The organism is Arthrobacter sorbitolis, assembly GCF_054510995.1.
Genome location: NZ_JBTNDM010000012.1, coordinates 1 through 24,090 on the forward strand (window position 1 = coordinate 1; position 24,090 = coordinate 24,090).

The 24,090-nt window shown below is 67.8% G+C and carries 15 protein-coding genes and 2 rRNA genes; 2 read left to right on the forward strand and 15 right to left on the reverse strand.

The features are described 5' to 3' along the window. Positions 1-181: 181 nt before the first annotated feature. From ACX80K_RS15480 to ACX80K_RS15505, 6 genes are all read right to left on the reverse strand, one after another. Positions 182-3,337 (reverse strand): 23S ribosomal RNA (locus ACX80K_RS15480). A 557-nt stretch (positions 3,338-3,894) separates the two neighbouring features. Further along, a 16S ribosomal RNA gene (locus ACX80K_RS15485) occupies positions 3,895-5,429 on the reverse strand. Together the 16S and 23S rRNA genes form the textbook arrangement of a ribosomal RNA operon. Positions 5,430-5,991: 562 nt before the next feature. Beyond that, a complete protein-coding gene (tyrS, locus tag ACX80K_RS15490; RefSeq protein ID WP_459272791.1) occupies positions 5,992-7,314 on the reverse strand; it encodes a tyrosine--tRNA ligase in 1,323 nt (440 codons plus the stop codon). 12 nt (positions 7,315-7,326) lie between these two features. Continuing rightward, the gene (locus ACX80K_RS15495) at positions 7,327-9,579 is read right to left on the reverse strand and encodes a HelD family protein (RefSeq protein WP_459272792.1); all 2,253 of its coding nucleotides are present in this window, start codon (positions 9,577-9,579) and stop codon (positions 7,327-7,329) included. 47 nt (positions 9,580-9,626) lie between these two features. Further along, complete coding sequence (locus ACX80K_RS15500) at positions 9,627-10,205, reverse strand: adenine phosphoribosyltransferase (RefSeq protein ID WP_459272849.1); 579 nt, start codon at positions 10,203-10,205, stop codon at positions 9,627-9,629. Positions 10,206-10,207: 2 nt separating this feature from the next. Further along, positions 10,208-10,852 carry a DNA-3-methyladenine glycosylase gene (locus ACX80K_RS15505; RefSeq protein WP_459272793.1) on the reverse strand — a complete coding sequence of 215 codons (645 nt, stop codon included), beginning with the start codon at positions 10,850-10,852 and terminating at the stop codon, positions 10,208-10,210. Positions 10,853-10,943: 91 nt separating this feature from the next. On the opposite strand from ACX80K_RS15505, the gene ACX80K_RS15510 reads away from it, so the two are divergent. Next, positions 10,944-12,497 carry a DNA-3-methyladenine glycosylase 2 family protein gene (locus tag ACX80K_RS15510; protein ID WP_459272794.1) on the forward strand — a complete coding sequence of 518 codons (1,554 nt, stop codon included), beginning with the start codon at positions 10,944-10,946 and terminating at the stop codon, positions 12,495-12,497. 41 nt (positions 12,498-12,538) lie between these two features. Then, positions 12,539-13,084 (forward strand): methylated-DNA--[protein]-cysteine S-methyltransferase, encoded by a 546-nt coding sequence (locus ACX80K_RS15515; protein ID WP_459272796.1) that lies wholly within the window; start codon positions 12,539-12,541, stop codon positions 13,082-13,084. 4 nt (positions 13,085-13,088) lie between these two features. Here ACX80K_RS15515 and ACX80K_RS15520 read toward each other — a convergent pair whose 3' ends face one another. The 9 genes from ACX80K_RS15520 to argC form a co-directional block, all read right to left on the reverse strand. Beyond that, the gene (locus ACX80K_RS15520) at positions 13,089-15,038 is read right to left on the reverse strand and encodes an ABC transporter ATP-binding protein (RefSeq protein ID WP_459272797.1); all 1,950 of its coding nucleotides are present in this window, start codon (positions 15,036-15,038) and stop codon (positions 13,089-13,091) included. A gap of 141 nt (positions 15,039-15,179) precedes the next feature. Then, entirely contained in the window at positions 15,180-16,625 is a 1,446-nt protein-coding gene (gene argH, locus ACX80K_RS15525; protein ID WP_459272798.1) for an argininosuccinate lyase, read from the reverse strand. Continuing rightward, positions 16,625-17,827, reverse strand: coding sequence for an argininosuccinate synthase (locus ACX80K_RS15530; RefSeq protein ID WP_459272799.1), 1,203 nt, complete (start codon positions 17,825-17,827; stop codon positions 16,625-16,627). Before ACX80K_RS15530 ends, argH begins: the two co-directional genes overlap by 1 nt. A gap of 104 nt (positions 17,828-17,931) precedes the next feature. Continuing rightward, entirely contained in the window at positions 17,932-18,471 is a 540-nt protein-coding gene (locus ACX80K_RS15535; RefSeq protein WP_459272800.1) for an arginine repressor, read from the reverse strand. Next, positions 18,468-19,433 (reverse strand): ornithine carbamoyltransferase, encoded by a 966-nt coding sequence (gene argF / locus ACX80K_RS15540; protein WP_459272801.1) that lies wholly within the window; start codon positions 19,431-19,433, stop codon positions 18,468-18,470. Before argF ends, ACX80K_RS15535 begins: the two co-directional genes overlap by 4 nt. Next, on the reverse strand, positions 19,430-20,695 hold the full coding sequence (locus ACX80K_RS15545) for an acetylornithine transaminase (protein ID WP_459272850.1): 1,266 nt from the start codon (positions 20,693-20,695) through the stop codon (positions 19,430-19,432). Before ACX80K_RS15545 ends, argF begins: the two co-directional genes overlap by 4 nt. A 74-nt stretch (positions 20,696-20,769) precedes the next feature. Beyond that, positions 20,770-21,777 (reverse strand): acetylglutamate kinase, encoded by a 1,008-nt coding sequence (gene argB, locus ACX80K_RS15550; protein WP_459272802.1) that lies wholly within the window; start codon positions 21,775-21,777, stop codon positions 20,770-20,772. Between the two features lie 11 nt (positions 21,778-21,788). Next, positions 21,789-22,958, reverse strand: coding sequence for a bifunctional glutamate N-acetyltransferase/amino-acid acetyltransferase ArgJ (gene argJ, locus ACX80K_RS15555; RefSeq protein WP_459272803.1), 1,170 nt, complete (start codon positions 22,956-22,958; stop codon positions 21,789-21,791). Then, positions 22,955-23,986, reverse strand: coding sequence for an N-acetyl-gamma-glutamyl-phosphate reductase (gene argC, locus ACX80K_RS15560; RefSeq protein WP_459272804.1), 1,032 nt, complete (start codon positions 23,984-23,986; stop codon positions 22,955-22,957). The genes argJ and argC overlap by 4 nt, the downstream gene beginning before the upstream one ends. Positions 23,987-24,090: the final 104 nt, after the last annotated feature.

Sequence of the window (24,090 nt, forward strand, 5' to 3'; positions counted from 1 at the left end):
GGGGGTGGTGGTTTCCCTGGTTGTTGGTTGGGAACCGCATAGTGGACGCGTAGCATGTGTGATCTTCACTTCCCCGTGTCACGGCGAGGTGGTGGTGGCCGGCGGTCACCGGTCGGGGTCCTGTTGCCAGGATGGTCCGGTCGGTGGTGCTGGTTCACCGTCCCTGTCGTGGGGTGGGTGTGTGGTGTAAGTTATCGGCTTATTAGTACCGGTCAGCTTCACAGGTCGTTAGTCCCTGCTTCCACGTCCGGCCTATCAACCCAGTGGTCTGGCTGGGGGCCTCTCACACTCGAGGTGTATGGAAATCTCATCTTGAAGCAGGCTTCCCGCTTAGATGCTTTCAGCGGTTATCCCATCCGAACGTAGCTAATCAGCGGTGCACTTGGCAGTACAACTGACACACCAGAGGTTCGTCCGTCCCGGTCCTCTCGTACTAAGGACAGCCCTTCTCAAATTTCCTGCGCGCGCAGCGGATAGGGACCGAACTGTCTCACGACGTTCTAAACCCAGCTCGCGTACCGCTTTAATGGGCGAACAGCCCAACCCTTGGGACCTACTCCAGCCCCAGGATGCGACGAGCCGACATCGAGGTGCCAAACCATGCCGTCGATATGGACTCTTGGGCAAGATCAGCCTGTTATCCCCGAGGTACCTTTTATCCGTTGAGCGACGGCCATTCCACAATGTGCCGCCGGATCACTAGTCCCGACTTTCGTCCCTGCTTGAGATGTCTCTCTCGCAGTCAAGCTCCCTTGTGCACTTACACTCGCCACCTGATTGCCAACCAGGCTGAGGGAACCTTTGGGCGCCTCCGTTACTTTTTAGGAGGCAACCGCCCCAGTTAAACTACCCATCAGGCACTGTCCCTGACCCGGATTACGGGCCGAAGTTAGATATCCAGAGTGACCAGAGTGGTATTTCAACGATGACTCCACGTGAACTGGCGTCCACGCTTCACAGTCTCCCACCTATCCTACACAAGCCACACCGAACACCAATACCAAACTATAGTGAAGGTCTCGGGGTCTTTCCGTCCTGCTGCGCGTAACGAGCATCTTTACTCGTACTGCAATTTCGCCGAGTTTATGGTTGAGACAGCGGGGAAGTCGTTACTCCATTCGTGCAGGTCGGAACTTACCCGACAAGGAATTTCGCTACCTTAGGATGGTTATAGTTACCACCGCCGTTTACTGGGGCTTAAATTCCCAGCTTCGTCCCACGCAAGCGTGAAACTAACCGGTCCTCTTAACCTTCCAGCACCGGGCAGGAGTCAGTCCGTATACATCGTCTTGCGACTTCGCACGGACCTGTGTTTTTAGTAAACAGTCGCTTCCCCCTGGTCTCTGCGGCCCCGATCCGCTCCGGCGAGCTAGTCGCCTTCACAGTTGGGGCCCCCCTTCTCCCGAAGTTACGGGGGCATTTTGCCGAGTTCCTTAACCATAATTCTCTCGATCGCCTTAGTATTCTCTACCTGATCACCTGTGTCGGTTTGGGGTACGGGCGGCTGGAACCTCGCGTCGATGCTTTTCTCGGCAGCATAGGATCACCAAATCCCCCCTTGACGGGGGTCCCATCAGATCTCAAGCACGGTATCGAAACCAGAACCACGGATTTGCCTATGGTTCGCCCTACATCCTTAGACCGGGACTACCATCGCCCGGCTCGGCTACCTTCCTGCGTCACACCTGTTAATACGCTTACCTCCCGAGATCAGGTCCCGCGATCCACAAAAAACCACGTCACCACAAGGGTGGGCGGTCATGCTTCTGGCGGTTAGTATCCCTCGATCAGTATGGGCGGTTCTTCGCCGGTACGGGAATATCAACCCGTTGTCCATCGACTACGCCTGTCGGCCTCGCCTTAGGTCCCGACTTACCCAGGGCAGATTAGCTTGACCCTGGAACCCTTGATCATTCGGCGGACGGGTTTCTCACCCGTCTTTCGCTACTCATGCCTGCATTCTCACTCGTGTAGGCTCCACCGCTGGTTTACACCGCGACTTCACTGCCCACACGACGCTCCCCTACCCATCCACATCCTTGAACCAAGAGAACAAGTCTCCGGCTTGGGATCTATGTGAATGCCACAACTTCGGCGGTGTACTTGAGCCCCGCTACATTGTCGGCGCGGAATCACTTGACCAGTGAGCTATTACGCACTCTTTCAAGGGTGGCTGCTTCTAAGCCAACCTCCTGGTTGTCTGGGCAACTCCACATCCTTTCCCACTTAGCACACGCTTAGGGGCCTTAGTTGGTGGTCTGGGCTGTTTCCCTCTCGACTATGAAGCTTATCCCCCACAGTCTCACTGCTGCGCTCTCACTTACCGGCATTCGGAGTTTGGCTGACGTCAGTAACCTTGTAGGGCCCATTAGCCATCCAGTAGCTCTACCTCCGATAAGAAACACGCAACGCTGCACCTAAATGCATTTCGGGGAGAACCAGCTATCACGAAGTTTGATTGGCCTTTCACCCCTACCCACAGCTCATCCCCTCCATTTTCAACTGAAGTGGGTTCGGTCCTCCACGACGTCTTACCGTCGCTTCAACCTGGCCATGGGTAGATCACTTCGCTTCGGGTCTAGATCACGCCACTCACTCGCCCTATTCAGACTCGCTTTCGCTACGGCTTCCCCACACGGGTTAACCTCGCGACGTAACACTAACTCGCAGGCTCATTCTTCAAAAGGCACGCCGTCACAGAAACAAGTCTGCTCCGACGGTTTGTAGGCACACGGTTTCAGGTACTATTTCACTCCCCTCCCGGGGTACTTTTCACCTTTCCCTCACGGTACTGGTCCGCTATCGGTCATCAGGGAGTATTTAGGCTTACCAGGTGGTCCTGGCAGATTCGCACGGGATTTCTCGGGCCCCGTGCTACTTGGGATCCTCTCCAAACGGCGTCACGCATTACGGTTACGGGACTAACACCCTCTTCGGCCGGGCTTTCAAACCCGTTCACCTATACGCACGCACTCATTTCACCAGTCCGGCAGAACTGGAACGGAAAGTCCCACAACCCCAGTGATGCAACGCCCGCCGGCTATCACACACCACTGGTTTAGCCTGATCCGCGTTCGCTCGCCACTACTGACGGAATCACTATTGTTTTCTCTTCCTGTGGGTACTGAGATGTTTCACTTCCCCACGTTCCCTCCACGTACCCTATGTGTTCAGATACGGGTCACCCGGTCACTCGCGCGCCGGGCGGGGTTTCCCCATTCGGACATCCTGGGATCAAAGTTCGGTTATCAACTCCCCCAGGCTTATCGCAGATTCCCACGTCCTTCTTCGGCTCCTGATGCCAAGGCATCCACCGTGTGCCCTTAAAAACTTGACCACTAAGATCAAAAACATATCGAGAAAACCAGGCCCGACCCGAAGATCGGAACCAGATTATTCTTAGAAATTGCTTCTTTTTAAGATGCTCGCGTCCACTATGCAGTTCTCAACCAACAACCCCGTCACACCCCCACCCACCCCGACAAAGGGACAGACGAAGCATGCACGGGAAAACCAGAAACAACGAACCCCACCCCTGCCACCAGCCACACCGAACCCCTTTGCAGGGACACCGGACGAGGACACCCACAACAGGCACCCCCCTCCAACCCCCACCAGGGACCAGCACAACCAGCACAGAACATGAAGCCCTGTTATCTCAGGACCCAACAGTGTGCCAAACAGTAAAACCCGGTAACCCCCACCAACAACACGCTTTCCAGAACCCCGAAGGGAACGTACTCACCAGCCGGCAGGCACCACCAGGCACCTATTCATCGATATTCCACCCATGAGCACCCACCGCGGAACAAACGCCCGCGCTATGGGCTGACTCCTGCGAACCCCCACACCCGGCACAGAGACCGGACAAGGAAAGCCCGAGGCGCTCCTTAGAAAGGAGGTGATCCAGCCGCACCTTCCGGTACGGCTACCTTGTTACGACTTAGTCCCAATCGCCGGTCCCACCTTCGACGGCTCCCTCCCACAAGGGGTTAGGCCACCGGCTTCGGGTGTTACCAACTTTCGTGACTTGACGGGCGGTGTGTACAAGGCCCGGGAACGTATTCACCGCAGCGTTGCTGATCTGCGATTACTAGCGACTCCAACTTCATGAGGTCGAGTTGCAGACCTCAATCCGAACTGAGACCGGCTTTTTGGGATTAGCTCCACCTCACAGTATCGCAACCCTTTGTACCGGCCATTGTAGCATGCGTGAAGCCCAAGACATAAGGGGCATGATGATTTGACGTCGTCCCCACCTTCCTCCGAGTTGACCCCGGCAGTCTCCCATGAGTCCCCGGCATAACCCGCTGGCAACATGGAACGAGGGTTGCGCTCGTTGCGGGACTTAACCCAACATCTCACGACACGAGCTGACGACAACCATGCACCACCTGTAAACCGGCCACAAGTGGCTGACACATCTCTGCATCATTCCGGTTCATGTCAAGCCTTGGTAAGGTTCTTCGCGTTGCATCGAATTAATCCGCATGCTCCGCCGCTTGTGCGGGCCCCCGTCAATTCCTTTGAGTTTTAGCCTTGCGGCCGTACTCCCCAGGCGGGGCACTTAATGCGTTAGCTACGGCGCGGAAAACGTGGAATGTCCCCCACACCTAGTGCCCAACGTTTACGGCATGGACTACCAGGGTATCTAATCCTGTTCGCTCCCCATGCTTTCGCTCCTCAGCGTCAGTTACAGCCCAGAGACCTGCCTTCGCCATCGGTGTTCCTCCTGATATCTGCGCATTTCACCGCTACACCAGGAATTCCAGTCTCCCCTACTGCACTCTAGTCTGCCCGTACCCACCGCAGATCCGGGGTTAAGCCCCGGACTTTCACGGCAGACGCGACAAACCGCCTACGAGCTCTTTACGCCCAATAATTCCGGATAACGCTTGCGCCCTACGTATTACCGCGGCTGCTGGCACGTAGTTAGCCGGCGCTTCTTCTGCAGGTACCGTCACCACCCCCGAAAGAGCGGCTTCTTCCCTACTGAAAGAGGTTTACAACCCGAAGGCCTTCATCCCTCACGCGGCGTCGCTGCATCAGGCTTGCGCCCATTGTGCAATATTCCCCACTGCTGCCTCCCGTAGGAGTCTGGGCCGTGTCTCAGTCCCAGTGTGGCCGGTCACCCTCTCAGGCCGGCTACCCGTCGTCGCCTTGGTAGGCCATTACCCCACCAACAAGCTGATAGGCCGCGAGTCCATCCAAAACCACAAAAGCTTTCCACCAACATGGCATGCGCCAGAAGGTCGTATCCAGTATTAGACCCGGTTTCCCAGGCTTATCCCAGAGTCAAGGGCAGGTTACTCACGTGTTACTCACCCGTTCGCCACTAATCCCCCCACAAGTGAGGTTCATCGTTCGACTTGCATGTGTTAAGCACGCCGCCAGCGTTCATCCTGAGCCAGGATCAAACTCTCCGTAAATGATTCACAGACACAACAAGGCACCCCGGGAAAACGGGACACCCCACTGCACAAAATTCGAAACCAGCCAAAAAAACCAGCCACCACACAACATGCGGCAACCAGCCAATTCAACCAATCAAAAAACAATCGGTATCAACAAACTTGGCACACTATTGAGTTCTCAAACAACAGGAGCTACCGGCACCAAACACGACCAAACCATCATGTCCTCGCTCCGAAGCAACTTTCCAAGCCTACCCCCACCCACCCGATCCCGCAAACCCGCTCCCAACCGCACCACCAGGCAGAACCCGGCACCACGACCAAACAACAGACCCACACAACCGACACCAGATCAGAAGCCCATCCCGACACCATGCACAGCACACGCCGGAACAACTTCGAACCTGATCAACAAGGGGGGATTGTCACCCACACCTGGGCAACTCCATAACTATACGACCCCACACCACCAACACCAAATCAACCCCGCCACCCACCCCTCGAGGGCGATGCACCGGGCGGACGACGAGAGCCGGCACCGCGGGGTGCCGGCTCTCGTCGCGGCGGAGGCAGGGCGTCAGCCGACGTCGACCATGGCCAGGTTGCGCTTGCCCCGGCGGACGAGCAGGTAGCGCCCGTGGAGCAGATCGGAGTTGCCCACGGTGTGGTCGGCATCGGCGATCTTCGCGTTGTTGACGTACGCACCACCTTCCGCGACCGTGCGCCGGGCTGCGGAGTTGCTCGCCGACAGGCCCGAGGCGACCAGCAGGTCCACGATGCCCAGCCCGTCCTTCGTGACGGTGACCGAGTCCAGTTCCGCCGTCGCGGCCTCCAGGGTCGCGAGGTCGAGGGCGGTGAGGTCTCCCTGCCCGAAGAGCGCGGCGGAGGCGGCGATGACCTTCTCCGTCGCGTCGGCTCCGTGGACGAGTGAGGTGACGTCATAGGCCAGCGCGCGTTGCGCCGCCCTCTGCTGCGGTCGCTCCGCCGTCGCCCGCTCGAGCTCCTCGATCTCCTCGCGGCTGCGGAAGGTGAAGATGCGCAGGCGCTCGGCGACGTCGGCGTCGGACGTGTTGAGCCAGAACTGGAACATGGCGTACGGACTCGTCATCGCGGCGTCGAGCCAGATCGCGTTGCCCTCGCTCTTGCCGAACTTGGTGCCGTCCGAGTTCGTGATGAGGGGCGTGCCGATGGCATGGACGCCCGCGCCCTCCACCTTCCGCACCAGGTCCGTGCCGCTGGTGAGGTTGCCCCACTGGTCGGAGCCGCCGGTCTGGAGGACGCAGCCGTGGTCGCGGAACAGCTGGAGGTAGTCCATGCCCTGCAGGATCTGGTAGCTGAATTCCGTGTAGCTGATGCCCTCGTCCGAGTTGAGGCGCTTGGCGACGGTCTCCTTCTTGATCATCGTGCCCACGCGGAAGTACTTGCCGACGTCACGCAGGAAGTCGATGACGCTCATCGGCCCGGTCCAGTCGAGGTTGTTCACCATCCGGGCGGCACTGCCGCCCTCGAAGTCGAGGAACTTCTGGACCTGCCCCTGGAGGTAGCCGACCCATTCGGCGACGGTCTCCTTGGTGTTCATGGTGCGCTCCGCCGTCGGGCGCGGGTCACCGACCAGGCCCGTGGACCCGCCCACCAGGGCGAGGGGCCGATGCCCGGCGAGCTGCAGCCGGCGCATGGTGAGGAGCTGGACGAGGTTGCCGAGATGCAGGCTGGGCGCCGTGGGATCGAAGCCGCAGTAGAACGTGATCGGTGCACCCGCCAGCAGCTCCCTGAGCTCCCCCTCGTCGGTGGACACGTGGATCAGCCCGCGCCACACCAGCTCGTCGTAGACGTTGCCGAACGAGGGATCGTTGCGCTGGCCGTCGAGGCCACTGACCGGGGTATCTGTTCGCTGGGACACCCCTCCAAATTATCAGCCGGCGATACCTGCAGGAATCCGGCCGCTGGAGATGACACGGAGGCGCTGCGTGGGGCGGGTCATCGCGACGTACAGGTCGCCCACGCGCGCCGTCGCCGAGTCGAGCATCTCCTGCGGTTCGAGGATGACGACGCCGTCGAACTCCAGGCCCTTCGACTCGCGCGGGCCGATCACGACGATGTCCTGGCCGGGGCCGCCCGCACCGGAGCCCACGCGGCTGCCGTAGTCCGGAGCCAGGGCCGCGCGGACGTCGGACACCAGGTGCTCGGGCGCGATGACGGCGAGCAGCCCGCCGTCGATCGCGGCCAGTTCCTCGGGCATCGCCCGCACGAGGGACGGTACGAGATCCTGCACGGTGTCGAGGACCGGAGGGAACCGGCCCTCGCGCACGGCCTTCGGCGCGGAGACGACGAGTCCCGCAGCGTTGGCCATCCGCACCGCGGCCTCCGCGATCTGCGAGGGGGTGCGGTAGTTGACCGTCAGCTCCTCCAGCTGCCAGCGCTCCCCCACGAACGGCTCGAGCGCCTGCTGCCAGGACCTGGAGCCTGCCGCGGAACTCGTCTGGGCGATGTCCCCGACGATGGTGAACGACTTCAGCGGGCAGCGGCGCATCAGGAGGCGCCACTGCATGGGCGACAGCTCCTGCGCCTCGTCCACGACGATGTGGCCGTAGGCCCAGGTGCGGTCCCCGGACGCGCGTTCCGCCGCGGACAGGCGGGTCACCGCCACGGCGTTGTGCTGGGCGAGGTCCTCGGCCGTGAGCACGCCGTCCACCCCTGCGTCCTCGAGAGATGCGTTCACGTTCTCGAGCGCCCGCTCCGCGTTGGCGAGGTCCCGCTTCTGCTCCTGCTCCCGGGCGGAACCGTCCCGGCCCGCGGACGCGTCGAGCTCTCCCAGGAGTTCGGCGGCCTCGTCGAGCAGGGGGACGTCGGCCTCGGTCCAGGGCGCGTCCACGGGCCGGGTCAGGGCGGCGACCTCCGCCTCCGAGAAGTCCGGTGCGGCTGCGCGCAGCAGGTCGGGGCGCGCGAAGAGCTCCGAAACCAGCTTCTGCGGGGTGAGCGGCATCCAGGCGAGGTTGAGGGCGATCCTCACGTCGCGGGAGCTCCGGACGTCCTCGGCGAGGTAGGAACGGTCGGCGTTGTTCCCGCCGCCCGAGGACTCCTCCAGCTTGTCCAGCAACTGCTCGGTCAGCTCTCGGAGCAGGATCTTGACGAACGTGACGCGTGCCTCGTTGTGGGGCTTGCCGGTTGCACGTGCCCTGTCGCGGGCGCGGGCCACCTGCCGTGGGGTGAGCGTCAGCAGGGTGCCCTCGACGTTGAGGCGCTTGTTCTCGGCCGGCACACGCTCCCGGTTGGCGACCGCGTCGCGGATGACCCGGGCCATCTCCAGGCGGCCCTTGATGGCCGCAGCCTCCTCGCTCGCCTCCTGCACCGTCGACACTCCGGGCATCAGGGTGCCGATGCCGGCCATGACGACGCCGGTCTCGCCGAGGGACGGCAGCACGCGCTCGATGTACTTCATGAAGGCGTCCGTGGGCCCGACCAGGAGGACACCGGCGGACTTGAGCCGATCCCGGTGGGTGTAGAGGAGGTAGGCGGCGCGGTGGAGTGCGACGGCCGTCTTGCCGGTCCCCGGGCCGCCCTGGACGACCGTGACCCCGGGCAGCGGGGCCCTGATGATGCGGTCCTGCTCGGCCTGGATGGTGCCGACGATGTCCGACATCTGGCCGGTGCGGCGCGAGTTCAGCGCCGCGAGGAGGGCGCCCTCGCCCTGCAGGGAGTCGTCGTCGCCGAGCAGGTCCGCGTCCAGGACGTCGTCCTCGATGGCGACGACGTCGCGGCGGGACAGGATGAGGTGGCGGCGTCGGCGGACGCCCATGCGTTCGAAGGCGGTGGCCTGGTAGAAGGTACCCGCCTCCGGGGCGCGCCAGTCCACCATGAGCTGCCGGAGGTCGTCGTCGGAGAGCCCGATGCGGCCGATATACCGTTCGTCGCCGGTGTCGAGGTCCAGGCGCCCGAAGACGAGCCGGTCGTCGACGGCGTTCAGCTGGGCGAGGCGGTCCTCGTACATCGTGGCGAAGGCGTCCCGCTCCGACCGGTTCTGGTGGGAGCCGGCAGCCTGCGTGCGCCGGACCTCCGCGAGCTGCTCGACCTTCTCGGCACGGAGTTCGTCGAGGCGGCGGTACAGGCCGTCGACGTAGCGGCGCTCGTGGTCCAGCTCGGCCCTGGCGTGGGACGTCTCGTGCATCGGACACTACCTTCCTTCAAAGACGGACCGTCAAGTCTAGCGCGTCGCTACACGGTCTTCAGCGCGTGGATGTTCCGGCCGGCCAGGGTGTCGCGGCCGCCCAGATCACCCAGCTCGAGGACCACGCCGCAGCCCACGACGACGGCTCCTGCCCTTTCGAGCAACGCGCATGCGGCGACGAGCGTTCCGCCCGTGGCGAGGACGTCGTCGAGCACCAGGACGCGTGCCCCTGCAGGGAGGTCGGACCGGTGGATCTCGAGCGTCGCCTGTCCGTACTCGAGGTCGTAGGACTCGCTGTACACCGCACGGGGCAGTTTGCCCGCCTTCCGCACGGTGACGACGCCGGTGCCGGTCGCGTAGCCCACGGCGGCGGCGAGGAGGAAGCCCCTGGCCTCCACACCGGCGACGGCGTCGAACGATCCCGCGAAGGGCTCCGAGACGGCGTCGACGACGGTTCGGAAGGCAGCCGCGTCGGAGAAGACGGGTGTGAGGTCGCGGAACAGGATGCCGGGCGACGGGAAGTCGGGGACGACGGCGCACAGGCGGTCGATGGCGTCCGCGGCGTCGGCTGCTGATCCGGTCGTGCCTGGTCCTGTGGCCGGGGTGCCGGCATCCGCTCCGCTGATTGTCACGGATCAACACTACGTGCTGCGGCGGGCTTGCCGGGACGGTAGCGCGAGACCGTCGGGTCGCCGGGCAGCCAGAAGCGCCACGGGTACTGCGCGGTCCCGGCGACGCCGCTCACCCCCACGCGGGGGCCCCGGCCGAGGTCGGCCGGGGGCGTCTCCGGGAGGACGAGCCGGAAGGGGTGCGCGAGTGCGTCGGCACCGTCGAAGCGGCGGTCCAGGCCCAGGGCCTGGGCGAGCCGCGCCGGGCCCCTGGCGAGGTCGAGGTCGGTGGCCGGACGGGACCGCCGTTCGCGGGCGAGGTCCACCCCCTCGACGATCTCCCCGGCCCGCAGCAGCAGACCCGTGGCCCATCCGTCGGTCCCGCACACGACGTTGGCGCAGTAGTGCATGCCGTAGGTGAAGTACACGTAGAGGTGGCCGGGGGGACCGAACATGGTGGCATTGCGCGCGGTCTTCCCGCGGAACGCGTGCGAGCCGGGGTCGTCGGGGCCGAGGTAGGCCTCCACCTCGGAGATGCGCACGGTCACCTCGCCGTCGTCGTCGGCATGGGTCAGGTACCCCCCGAGGAGCCAGGGGGCCACGTCGAGGGCGCTGCCGCCCAGCCTGCCCCGTACGTCCGCTGCCGTCCCGCTCTGCTCACCCACGTCCCGACCGTAGCAAGGCCGTCCGCGCGGGACGCGCAGCGGTGTCCGAAACCCGCTAGTTCGCGCCGTTGCCGGGTGGGAGGATGACGGTATGGACTTCTGGCAGCAGTACAGGGCGATCGACGCCCGCGACGTGCGCTTCGACGGGCAGTTCGTCACCGCCGTCTCGAGCACCGGTATCTACTGCCGGCCCTCCTGCCCCGCCCGCACGCCGAAGCCCACCAACGTCACCTTCTACCGCACGTCGGCCGCCGCGCACGAGGCCGGCTACCGCGCCTGCAAGCGGTGCCTTCCCGAGGCGGTGCCCGGGGACCCCGAGTGGAACCTGCGCAGCGATGCCGCTGCCCGCGCGATGCGCCTCATCGCCGACGGCGAGGTGGACAGGACGGGAGTGGCCGGCCTCGCGGCCCGGCTGGGCTACTCGACCCGCCACCTCAACCGCATCCTCAGGGAGGAACTGGGGGCGGGGGCCCTCGCCCTGGCCCGCGCCCACCGCGCCCAGACGGCGCGGACGCTGCTCACGGCATCGACCCTGCGGTTCGCCGATGTGGCCTTCGCCGCAGGCTTCGGCAGCATCCGCCAGTTCAACGACACCGTCCAGCAGGTCTTCGACCTCACGCCCGGACAACTCCGGGAAGCCTCGCGGCGGCCCCGCGAGGGGACCGGCGAGGAGGCTGCCCCGGGCGGTCCCCTGCGGATCCCGCTGTTCCTGCCCACGCGACTCCCCTACGACAACGGGATCTTCCGGTTCCTCGCCGCGCAGGCCGTGGAGGGGGTCGAGCAGGCGACCGGGTCGAGCTACGAGCGGCTCCTCCACCTGCCGGCGGGCTCGGCCTGGTTCAGGGCGGAGGCGGCAGTACCCCGCGGCCCGGGGCAGGCGGCCCTTCCCGTGACGGTCTCGGTTGCCGGGCTCGGTGACCTGCCGGCCCTCCTCGGCCGGATCCGGCGCCTGTTCGACCTCGACGCCGACCCGGTGGCCATCGACACGGCCCTCGGCCGGAACGCGCACTTCGCGCGACTCGCCGCGTCCGTACCCGGCCTGCGCCTTCCGGGGTCGGTGGATCCCCACGAGACACTCGTGCGGGCGATCGTCGGCCGGCAGCCGGTCGCTGCGGCCGCGGCCACCCTGGTCCGCCTCGCGCACGCGGGCCCGGCCATCGACCTCCCGGGCACCACCCTGTCGAGGATGTTCCCGTCCGCGCAGGACCTCGCGGCAGCACCCGAGCCGCTCCTGCGCGGGCCGCGACACGGGGACGACGCACTGCGGACCGCGGTGGGCCGGGTGGCGGAGGGAATCCTCGACATCGGCATCGGCGCCCGCCCCGAGGCGCTGCGCGCCGATCTGCTGCGCCTCCCCGGCGTGGGATGCCGGACCGCCGACTACGTCACCATGCGCGTCCTCGGGCACCCCGATACGTACCTGCCGACCGACGCCGCCGTCCGCGCAGGGTGGCGGATCGTGAGCCGGGGCGGCCCCCCGGTGGAGAGCGCGGCACGCCCCTCCGCTCCGTCCGCTTCCGCGCTCGACGACGCGATGACGATGGTGCGCCCGTGGCGCTCGTACGCGACCCTGCACCTCTGGAGGGCGGTCGCCCTCCGCCCCGTCCGGGCGGACGCCGTCGAACCGCTCGATGTCGTCGCCTGATCCCGTTCCGTCTACCCTGTGACCACTGAAGGGATGTCCCCATGACAGCAACACTCGCCCCACCCGCCGCACTGCGCGGCGCCACCACCACGACCGTCGATACGCCCGACGGCGCCTTCACCCTCATCGAGGCGGAGGGCGCAGTGCTGTCGTCGGGATGGACCGAGCTCGCCTCCGAGCTCACCGGGCAGATCCATCCGAGCATCCGGGCGGTGGGTTTCGATCCTGCAGCTTCGTCCGTCCGGCCGATCCTCGACGCCGTCTCCCGCTACTACGACGGCGACTTCGACGCCATCGCGACGGTCCGGGTCCGGCAGGCCTCCGGTCCCTTCCGGGTGCATGCGTGGGAGGTCCTCCGCGCCGTCACGCCGGGGGCACCGGTCACGTACCTGCAGTATGCCGAGCGGGCCGGCAACCCTGCGGCTGTCCGCGCCGCCGCGGCGGCGTGCGCGAAGAACGCCGCGGCGCTCTTCGTGCCGTGCCACAGGATCATCCGCACGGACGGGACGCTCGGCGGCTTCCGGTGGGGTCTCCCCGTGAAGCAGCGTCTGCTCGACCGCGAGGCCGGGCGGGCTCCGGTGGTATGACCGCTCAGGCGTGCGCCACGAGTCGCTGGCGGGCGGCCATGTCACGGTAGAGGTCGCTGCTCCCGAGGAGCTCCTCGTGCGTGCCGATGGACTCCACGCGCCCCTGGTCGAGGACGACGATCTGGTCGAAGTCGGCGATCGTCGACAGGCGGTGGGCGACGACGATGACCGTCCGGTCCCGCGACGCCTCCCCCAGCGTCCGCTGGAGGAGCTGCTCGGTGCGGGAGTCCACGGCGGACGTCGGCTCGTCCATCAGCAGGACGGGGCGGTCGGCGAGGACCACCCGCGCCCAGGCGAGCCGCTGCCGCTGCCCGCCGGAGAGGCGGATGCCGTCCTCCCCCAGGTTCAGATCCAGGCCGTCGTCGGACCGCTCGCCGAGCTCGTCGAGCCCGACGGCGGCGAGCACACGCCGGAGCTGCTCGTCGGTCGCGTCGGGGGCCGCCAGCCGGAGGTTGTCCGCGAGGGTCCCGCTGAGGACGGGCGCTTCCTGCTCCACCAGGCCGATGCGTGACCGGAGCTCGGACCGCGGCATCCGGGACAGCGCCGTGCCGCCGAGGGTGATGCTGCCGCCCGTCGGCTCGTAGAACCGTTCGAGGAGGGCCAGCACCGTGGACTTGCCGGCGCCCGACGGCCCGACGAGCGCCGTCCTGCTGCCGGCGGGGACGGAGAAGCTCACGCCGTCCAGGACCAGGGGGTAGCCGTCGAAGGGCTCAAGGACCCGCAGCGGGTCCGGGGACGGCGGACCCTGCCGGTGCGGTGACACGGAGACCTCGGTGAGGCCGTCGGAGGCCGGCACGGCCGATGCTCCGGGGGCCCCGTCCGCCACCGCGTAGCGGAAACTGACGTCGCGGAGCTCGATCGCGCCGCTCGCGCCCGCAGGTGCGGCGGTGCGCGCGAGGTACGGTGCGGGGACCGCCACGGGGACCGGTCCGGTGATCGGCTCCGGCTCGGCGACCTGCTCCGCAGGGGCGGGCTGTTCCTCGTCCGACCGCTCGGGCTCCAGCCGCGCGATCTCCTGGATGCGGTCCAGGGCGGCGAGCCCGGACTGGATCTGCACGAAGGCGCTCATGGCCGAGCCGATCGGCATCACGAGCAGGAACAGGTAGAGGATGAACGCGATGAGGTCGCCCAGCAGCAGTTCCCCGGCGGCGACGCGGATGCCGCCGACGGCGAGCACCACGATGAAGGCGCCCTGGATGCAGATGGACATGATGGGCTGGACCGCGGCCTGGAGGCGGGCCATGGCGATGCCGGCGCGGTAGGCCTTCGTGGCTTCGACGTCGATCACGGCGGCTTCGCGCTGCTCCGCGACCGAGGCCTTGATGGTGCGGATGCCGGAGAGGCCCCGCTCGACGGCGGCCGTCATGAATCCGACGGCGTCCTGCACGTCCCGGCTGCGCTTGCGGATGAGGCGCCCGAGGAACAGCACGCCTCCTGCGCCGAGCACGACGGCGGACAGCGTGATGCCGAAGAGCAGCGGATCGATGAGCACCATCAGCACGACGGCGGCGAAGAACATCAGGACGGACGAGACGATCTCGAACAGGCCCGAGGTGATGACGCTGCGCATCAGCGTGGTGTCGGAGCCGACGCGCGACATGAGGTCGCCGACCCTGCGCCGGTCGAACTCCCGGATCGGCAGGGCCAGCAACTGGCCGACCAGGGACCGGCGGACACCGAGGACCACCGACTCGGCCGTGCGCTGCAGGAGGTAGGACTGGGCGGCACCGAAGACGGCACCGCCGAGGGTGATGGCGACGAGGAGCCAGATGAACACCGTGGCCGGGCGGCTGGCCGACACCGCGTTGACGAGCTGCTGGACCATGAGGGGCTGTGCGATCGCCAGCCCGGTCGAGATCAGGGAGACGACGGCGACCAGGACGAGGACACGCACGTGCCCCCGCAGATAGGGGAAGAACTCGCGGAGCGTGGCGCGCTGCTCGGTGGGCTGCATGCACACACACTGCGCCGGGCCTCCGGGAGTGTCAAAGGACTTCGCGGCAGGCGTATCGGACCGGCACCGGTCACCGTGGCGGACCGTTCCGGGACGCCGCTGCGGGGTGTCTCTGGAGGGGTACCCCCCCCCGCGTCCGGGTCAGGAACCCGCGTACCCTGCGATGTCCTCGAGTTCCACCCGCAGAGCGGCGAGCTGGCGCCGGACGGCGGCCGGAGCGGTGCCGCCCTGCGCGTCACGGCTGGCGAGCGAGCCCTCGACCGTCAGGACCTCCCGGACCGCCGGCGTGAGGTGCGCCGAGATGCCCGCGAACTCCTCGTCCGTCAGGTCCCACAGCTCGACGCCGCGCTGCTCGGCGATGCGCACGGCCGCGCCGGAGAGCTCGTGGGCGTCGCGGAACGGGACGCCCTGGCGGACGAGCCATTCGGCGATGTCCGTGGCCAGCGCGAAGCCCTGGGGGGCGAGCGCCGCCATGCGCCCGGTGTTGAAGACGAGCGTCGCGATCATGCCGGACACCGCCGGCAGGAGCACCTCGAGCGTGTCGACGGCGTCGAACACGGGTTCCTTGTCCTCCTGGAGATCCCGGTTGTAGGCCAGCGGCATGCCCTTGAGCGTCGCCAGCAGACCCGTCAGGTCGCCGATCAGCCGGCCCGCCTTGCCGCGTGCGAGTTCGGCGACATCCGGGTTCTTCTTCTGCGGCATGATCGACGAGCCGGTGGAGAACGCGTCGTCGAGCGTGATGAAGGAGAACTCCTTCGTGGCCCAGATGATGATCTCCTCGCTCACGCGGGAGAGATCGACGCCGATCATCGCCGTCACCCACGCGAACTCCGCGTAGACGTCCCGTGAGGCGGTGCCGTCGATGGAGTTGTGCGTCGCGGACGAGAACCCGAGGTCCGCGGCCACGGCCTCGGGGTCGAGCCCGAGGGACGATCCCGCGAGGGCACCGGACCCGTAGGGCGAGACCGCTGCGCGACTGTCCCAGTCCCGCAGGCGCTGGACGTCGCGCAGCAGGGCCCAGGCATGGGCCAGGAGGTGGTGGCTCAGCAGCACCGGCTGCGCGTGCTGCAGGTGTGTCCGCCCGGGCATCGGGACCTCGAGGTGCGCCTCCGCCTGGGCGACGAGCGCCCCGATCGTGGCGAGGACCCCGCCGGCGATGATCCGGGCGTGGTCCCTGAGGTACATGCGCCCGAGCGTGGCCACCTGGTCGTTGCGCGACCGGCCGGCGCGCAGCTTCCCGCCGAGGGCGGGGCCGGCACGCTCGATGAGGCCCCGCTCCAGCGAGCCGTGCACGTCCTCGTCGCTGTCGGCCGGCAGGTAGGCGCCCGACCGCACATCGGCATCGAGTCGGTCCAGCGCGTCGGTCATGCCGGCGAGTTCGGCGTCGTCGAGCAGGCCCGCCCGGTGGAGCACCCGGGCGTGGGCGCGGGATCCCTCGAGGTCGTACGTCGCGAGGCGCCAGTCGAAGTGTGTCGACTTGCTCAGCGCCGCGAGGGCGTCCGCGGGGCCGCCAGCGAACCGACCGCCCCACAGCGAACCCTCGTTCGTCCCCGGGCCCACCGGGCGCCCCCCGTGCTCTGGGGCCATCAGGCGCCCGCCCGCTGGTCGCGGCTCGAGGCGACCTTGGAGGACAGGCCGAAGATCTCGATGAAGCCGCGGGCCATGGACTGGTCGAAGGTGTCGCCGGAGTCGTACGTGGCGAGGTTGAAGTCGTAGAGCGCGACATCGGAGCGGCGGCCCGTCACGGTGGCGCGACCGCCGTGGAGATCCATGCGGATGTCGCCCGTGACGTACTTCTGCGTGTCGTCGACGAAGGTGTCCAGCGAGCGCTTCAGCGGCGAGAACCACTGGCCGTCGTAGACCAGTTCGGTCCAGCGCTGGTCGACGGTCTTCTTGAAGCGGGCCTGCTCGCGCTCGATGGTCACGTTCTCGAGTTCGCGGTGCGCGGCGATGAGGGCCATCGCACCGGGCGCCTCGTAGATCTCGCGGCTCTTGATGCCGACGAGGCGGTCCTCGACGATGTCGATGCGGCCGATGCCCTGGGCGCCTGCGCGGCGGTTGAGCTCCTCGATGGCCTGCAGCGGCGTGACGGCGTTGCCGTCGATCGCCACGGGGATGCCCTCCTTGAAGGAGATGGTCACCTCGTCCGCGGCGGGCGGGAACTCGGGTGACGCCGTGTAGTCGTAGACGTCCTTGGTGGGACCGTTCCAAATGTCCTCGAGGAAGCCGGTCTCGACCGCACGGCCCCAGACGTTCTGGTCGATGGAGAACGGGTTCTTCTTGGTGGTCTCGATCGGCAGGCCCTTCTCCTCGGCGAAGGCGATGGCCTTGTCGCGGGTGAGGGCGAGGTCGCGGACTGGGGCGATGCACTTGAGGTCCGGGCCGAGGGTCTGGATGCCCACCTCGAAACGGACCTGGTCGTTGCCCTTGCCCGTGCAGCCGTGGGACACCGTCGTCGCGCCGAACTCCCGCGCCGCGGCGACGAGGTGCTTGACGATGACGGGACGCGACAGGGCCGAGACGAGCGGGTACGCGTCCATGTAGAGCGCGTTCGTCTTCAGGGCCGGCATGCAGTAGTCGGTGGCGAACTCCTCGCGGGCGTCGGCGACGTAGGCCTCAACGGCACCGCAACCCAGTGCGCGCTGGCGGATGGTCTCGAGCGACTCCCCGCCCTGTCCGACGTCGACCGCCACGGCGATCACCTCGGCCCCGGTGGCTTCGGCGATCCAGCCGATGGCGACGGAGGTGTCCAGTCCGCCTGAGTAGGCGAGGACGATGCGTTCTGTCACGGGATGTGCTCCTTCGATTGTCCGGGCGGGCGCCCGTGGGGTCTGTAGGTGTTCAGGCTTTCATGCCGCGGCCGCCGGCGCAGGCCCGGCGTAGCGGCGCGGGGTCAGGACGGCTCGGCGGGTCCCTGCGGCTCCTGCGCGAGTCCGAGGAACCGTTCGGCGACGGCCGCTCCCCCGGCGGGATCGCGACTCACGAGCATGACGGTGTCGTCGCCCGCGATGGTCCCGAGGATCGAGGGCATCACCGAGTGGTCGATGGCCAGGGCGAGGAAGTTCGCCGCCCCCGGCGGCGTGCGCAGGATGACGATGTTCCCCGAGGACTCCGCCGTCACGAGCAGCTCGTTGCACAGCTTGGCGAGCCGCGCATCGAGGATCTCCTGGGAGACGCCGCTGTGCACGTGCCGTCCGCCGCCCTCCACCGGCACCGCGTAGATCAGCGCGCCGTCGGCCCCGCGCACCCGGACCACGCCGAGCTCGACCAGGTCGCGGGAGAGCGTCCCCTGGTTCACCTGCACGCCGTCCGCGGCGAGGAGTGCGGCGAGCTCGACCTGCGAGCGCACGGACCGGGCCGTGAGCAGGTCGGTGATGCGGGCGAGCCGGGAGGTCTTCGTGGTCGGCCGGGCGGAATCGCGCTGGACGGTCACGACTGCGTCCCCGGTGTCCCCGGTGTCCCCGACCGTGCGACGAGCCAGGTCATCAGCGCCTTCTGGGCATGCAGCCGGTTCTCCGCCTCGTCCCAGACCAGGGACTGCGGGCCGTCGATGACGTCCGCGCTGATCTCGTACCCGCGGTAGGCGGGCAGGCAGTGGAGCACGACGGCGTCGGGGGCGGCCTGCGCCATGGCTGCCGCGTCGACCGCGTAGGCGCGGAAGAGGTCCTGCCGGGCGGCCTTCTCGTCCTCCTGGCCCATGGACACCCACGTGTCCGTGGCGACGACGTCGGCACCTGCGAGCGCGACGGCGGCGTCCGTGGTCACCAGGACCGAACCACCGGTGCCCGCGGCGCGCTCCTCCGCCGCGGCTACCACGGCCGGGTCGGGGAGGTACCCGTCCGGGCCCGCGATGCGGACGTGCATGCCGGCGGTGGCACCGGCGAGGAGGTAGGAGTTGGCCATGTTGTTGGCGCTGTCGCCCAGGTAGGTCAGCGTCAGCCCGGCGAGAGTGCCCTTGTGCTCGCGGATGGTGAGCAGGTCGGCGAGGAGCTGGCACGGGTGGTAGTCGTCCGAGAGGGCGTTGATGACCGGGACGCTGGACGCCGCCGCCATCTCCTCGAGACCCGCCTGGGCGTAGGTGCGCCAGACGATGGTGGCGACCATCCGCTCGAGGACCTTGGCGGTGTCGGTGATGGACTCCTTGTGCCCCAGTTGCGAGTCGCCCGCCCCGATGATGAGCGGCACGCCGCCGAGGTCAGCGATGCCGGCGGCGAAGGACACGCGGGTGCGCGTGGAGGTCTTGTCGAAGATCACGGCGACGGTCCGGCGGCCCGCTCCCTCCCCGGCGTAGGGTGCGTGGGAGTAGGGGCCGGCCTTGAGTTCGGCGGCGAGATCGAGGACCTCGGCCTGCTCGGCGGGCGAGAGGTCCGTGTCGACGAGGAAGTGGCGCGTCATGCTGTTGCCTCCGTGGCGCTGGTGCGGGCAGTCGTGAGGATGGCGGGCAGGGCGTCGAGGAACGTCGCGGCCTGACCCTGCGTGAGGATCAGCGGCGGGGCGAGCCGGATGGTGCCGGGGCCCGTCGCGTTGATGATGAATCCTGCGGAGAGGGCGGCCTGCACCGCGGCGGGAGCGTAGGCGCCGTCGAGGTCGAACCCGATGAGCAGGCCGCTCCCGCGCACGGCCGTGACGCCCTGCACGGCGGCGAGGTGCTCCCGCAGGTACGCGCCCAGGCCGGCCACGTGCTGCAGCGCACCGGACGACTCGAGCGTGTGGAGGGTCGCGAGTCCTGCCGCCGCCGCGACGGGATTGCCGCCGAAGGTGGTGCCGTGCTGGCCGGCCGTGATGAGCGTCGAGACGTCCTCGCCGAACGTGACGAGGGCGCCCACCGGGAAGCCGCCCCCGAGACCCTTGGCGAGCGTCATCGCGTCCGGGACGACGCCGCCGACCCACTGGTGGGCGAACCATCGGCCCGTCCGCGCGACGCCCGTCTGCACCTCGTCGAGGATCAGCAGGGCACCGTGCTCGCGGGTCAGGTCGCGGGCGGCGCGCAGGTACTCCGGGGACAGCGGGCGGACGCCGGCTTCTCCCTGGATGGGTTCGATGACGAGGGCGGCGACGGATCCGTCCATGGCGGCGTGCAGTGCGTCGAGGTCGTCGAACGGGAGATGCTCGACGCCGCCCGGCAGAGGTTCGAACGGCTCCCGGTAGGCCTTCTTCGACGTCAGGGCCAGGGCGCCCATCGTCCTGCCGTGGAAAGCGCCGTCGAGCGCGAGGATACGGGAGCGCCCCGGCGTGCTGTTGCGTCGTGCGAGTTTCACGGCGGCCTCGAGCGCCTCGGCGCCGGAGTTGGTGAAGAACACGCGCGACCCGACGGGCGCCGCGGAGAGCTCCAGCAATTTCTCGGCGAGGGCCACCTGCGCGGGGCTCGTGAAGAAGTTGGAGATGTGGCCGAGGGTGGCCAGCTGGCTCGCGATGACCGAGGTGACGAAGGGGTGCGCATGACCCAGGGCGTTCACGGCGATGCCACCGAGCAGGTCGAGGTACCGGTTGCCGTCCGCGTCCTCCACGGTGCAGCCCGAGCCGCGCACGAGGACCCGCTGCGGCGTGCCGAACACGCCCATCAGCGCCCCGTCGTACCGGGCGAGCCACTCGGCACCGGAGGCGACGCCCGTCAGCGCGTCCACGCCGCCCGGGGTCGGCGCGGTATCGGTCGTCACGGTGTCGGTCGTCACGGTGTCGGTCGGCGCGGTGTCGGTCGGCGCGGTGTCGGTCGGCGTGGTGTCGGTGTCGTTCACGGGTGGGCTCCTGGCATGTCGGGGGCTGCGTCGGCGACCGCATCGGTGACTGCATCGGTGGCAGCCTCGACCGCCGTATCGGGGACGACCTGCGTCCCGATGCCGGCCGTGGTGAAGGTCTCCAGCAGCATCGAGTGGGCGAGCCGTCCGTCCACGATGTGAGCGCGCTCGACGCCGGCCTCCACGGCCTGCAGACACGCTTTCATCTTCGGGATCATGCCCGATTCGAGCCCGGGCAGGAGGTCGCGCAGCTGCGACGTGGAGAGGGAGGAGATGAGGGACGAGCGGTCCGGCCACGCCGCGTAGAGGCCCTCGACATCCGTGAGGATCAAGAGCTTCGACGCGCCCAGGGCCGCCGCGAGGGCGGCGGCCGCCGAGTCGGCGTTGACGTTGAGCACCTGCTGCGTGGCCTCGCCGGCGCTGTCGTACTCGGGGGCGACGGTGGAGATGACGGGGATGCGCCCGGCCTGCAGGATGTCGAGGATGGCCCCGGGATGCACGGCGGTCACCTCGCCGACGAGGCCGAGGTCCACGGGCTCGCCGTCGACGACGGTGCCCGTGCGGACGGCGCGGAGCAGGCCGCCGTCCTCCCCCGAGAGGCCGACGGCGTAGGGCCCGTGCGAATTGATCAGTCCCACGAGCTCACGGCCGACCTGCCCGGTGAGGACCATCCTGACCACGTCCATCGCCTCGGGCGTCGTGACGCGCAGTCCCCCCTTGAACTCGGACTCGATGCCCAGTTTCTCGAGCATCGCGTTGATCTGCGGACCGCCGCCGTGCACGACGACCGGGCGGATGCCGACATGGTGCAGGAAGACGATGTCCTCCGCGAAGGCGCGGCGCATGGCGTCGTCCACCATGGCGTTACCCCCGTACTTGACGACCATGGTGGTGCCGGCGAAGCGCTGGATCCAGGGCAGGGCCTCCATCAGCGTGGCGGCCTTGTCCTGGGCCCTCAGCGTCGACGCGGACGGCCCCGCTCCGGTCGATCGGACGTCTGTCATGGTGTCTCCCGTCAGCTCGAGTACGCGGAGTTCTCGTGCACGTACTCGTGCGTAAGGTCGTTGGTCCAGATGGTCGCGCTCGCGGATCCTGCGGCGAGGTCGATCTCGACGAGGACGTCGCGCGGGGTGAGGTCCACGAGGTCGCGGGACTCACCGATGCCGCCGTTCCGGCAGATCTGCACGCCGTTCATGGACACGTTGAGCTGCTCGGGCTCGAACACGGCGTCCGTCGTCCCGACGGCGGCGAGCACGCGCCCCCAGTTGGGATCGTTGCCGAAGATCGCGGTCTTGAAGAGATTGGAGCGGGCGACGGCGCGGCTGACCACCTCGGCGTCACGCTCGGAGGCGGCGTTCACGGTGCTGACGGCGATGGTGTGGCTCGCGCCCTCGGCGTCGGAGATGAGCTGCGCGGCGAGGTCGAGGCAGACCTGTGTGAGGGCCGCGGTGAACTGGTCCTGGTCGGGGGCGATACCTGCGGACCCGGACGAGAGCAGGACGACGGTGTCGTTCGTCGACATGCAGCCGTCCGCATCCGTCCGGTCGAAGCTCACGCGCGTGGCCTCCCGGAGGGCAGCGTCGAGGGCCGGTGCGTCCAGTGCCGCGTCCGTCGTGAGCACCACCAGCATCGTGGCGAGCCCCGGCGCGAGCATGCCGGCCCCCTTGGCCATGCCGCCGATCGCGTAGCCCTCGCTCGCGGAATCGGCGGTGGCCGGGTACCGCGCCTCCTTGGGGACGGTGTCCGTGGTCATGATCGCCTCGGCCGCGGTCGGACCGCCTCCCCTGCCCAGCGATCCGGCGGCATCCGTCACGCCGGCAAGGAGCCTGTCCATGGGCAGCTGCACACCGATGAGGCCCGTGGAGCACACGACCACGTCCGTCGCCGAGACGCCGAGCAGCTCCGCCGTGACCTCCGCCGTCCGGTGGGTGTTCTGGAAGCCCTCGGGCCCGGTGCACGCATTCGCGCCGCCGGAGTTCAGGACGACGGCATCGACGCGTCCGTCCGACACGACCTGGCGCGACCACAGCACGGGCGCTGCCACCACGCGATTCGAGGTGAAGACGGCCGCCGCGTTGTGCAGGGGTCCGTCGTTGACGACGAGTGCGACGTCGGGCTTGCCCGTGCTCTTGAGGCCGGCGGCGACGCCCGCGGCACGGAACCCGCCCGGGTAGGTGATGCTCATGGTGCGATCCCCTGGAGGGTCAGGCCTGCGGTCTCGTCGAGTCCGAGGGCGATGTTCATGGACTGCACGGCGCCACCGGCGGTCCCCTTGGTGAGGTTGTCGATGACACAGCTGACGACGACGCGGCCCGCATGCTCGTCGAAGGCCAGCTGCAGGGCGGCATGGTTGCTGCCGAGGACCGACTTCGTCGCCGGCCACTGACCCTCGGGCAGGATCCGGACGAAGGGCTCGTCGGCGTACGCCGCCTCCCACGCGCCGCGCAGCTGCCCGTATCCGATGCCGGGCTTCACCCGTGCCGTCGCCGTCGTCAGGATCCCGCGGGCCATGGGCGCGAGGGTGGGGGTGAAGGACAGCGAGACACGCTCGCCCGCAGCGAGGCTGAGGCCCTGCTCCATCTCCGGGGTATGGCGGTGGCCGCCACCGACGCCGTAGGGGCTCATGCCTCCCATCACCTCGGAGCCGATGAGGTTCGGCTTGGCCGCCTTGCCCGCGCCCGAGGTGCCCGAGGCGGACACGACGACGACGTCGTCGGGCTGCAGGAGCCCTGCAGCGAACCCGGGAGTGAGGGCGAGCAGCACGCTCGTGGGATAGCAGCCGGGGACGGCGATCCGCCGGGCGCCCGCGAGGGCGGCCCGGTGGCCCGGGAGTTCCGGCAAACCGTACGGCCAGGTGCCGGCATGGGCGGAGCCGTAGAACTTCTCCCAGGCGGCGGGGTCCTGCAGCCGGTGGTCGGCCCCGGCGTCGATGACCAGGGTCTCGGGCGACAGCTGTGCGGCGATCTCCGCACTGGCACCGTGCGGCAGGGCGAGGAAGACGACGTCGTGCCCTGCGAGCACCTCGGGCGTGGTGTCCTGCAGCACGCGGTCGGCCAGGGAGTGCAGATGCGGCTGCAGCTGCCCGAGGGTGGATCCGGAGCTGCTGTGCGCCGTGATCGCTCCGACCTCCACGTCAGGATGGCTGGCGAGGAGGCGCAGGAGCTCGCCTCCGGCGTAGCCACTGGCACCGGAAACAGCTGCGGTGAACGTCATGCCGACAACACTACAGCAACTCCATGCATGCACCCACATACTTATGCACTCCGCTTCCGGGGAGTGCACGAATAGCATGAGGGGACTCCACCGAAAGGGAACCA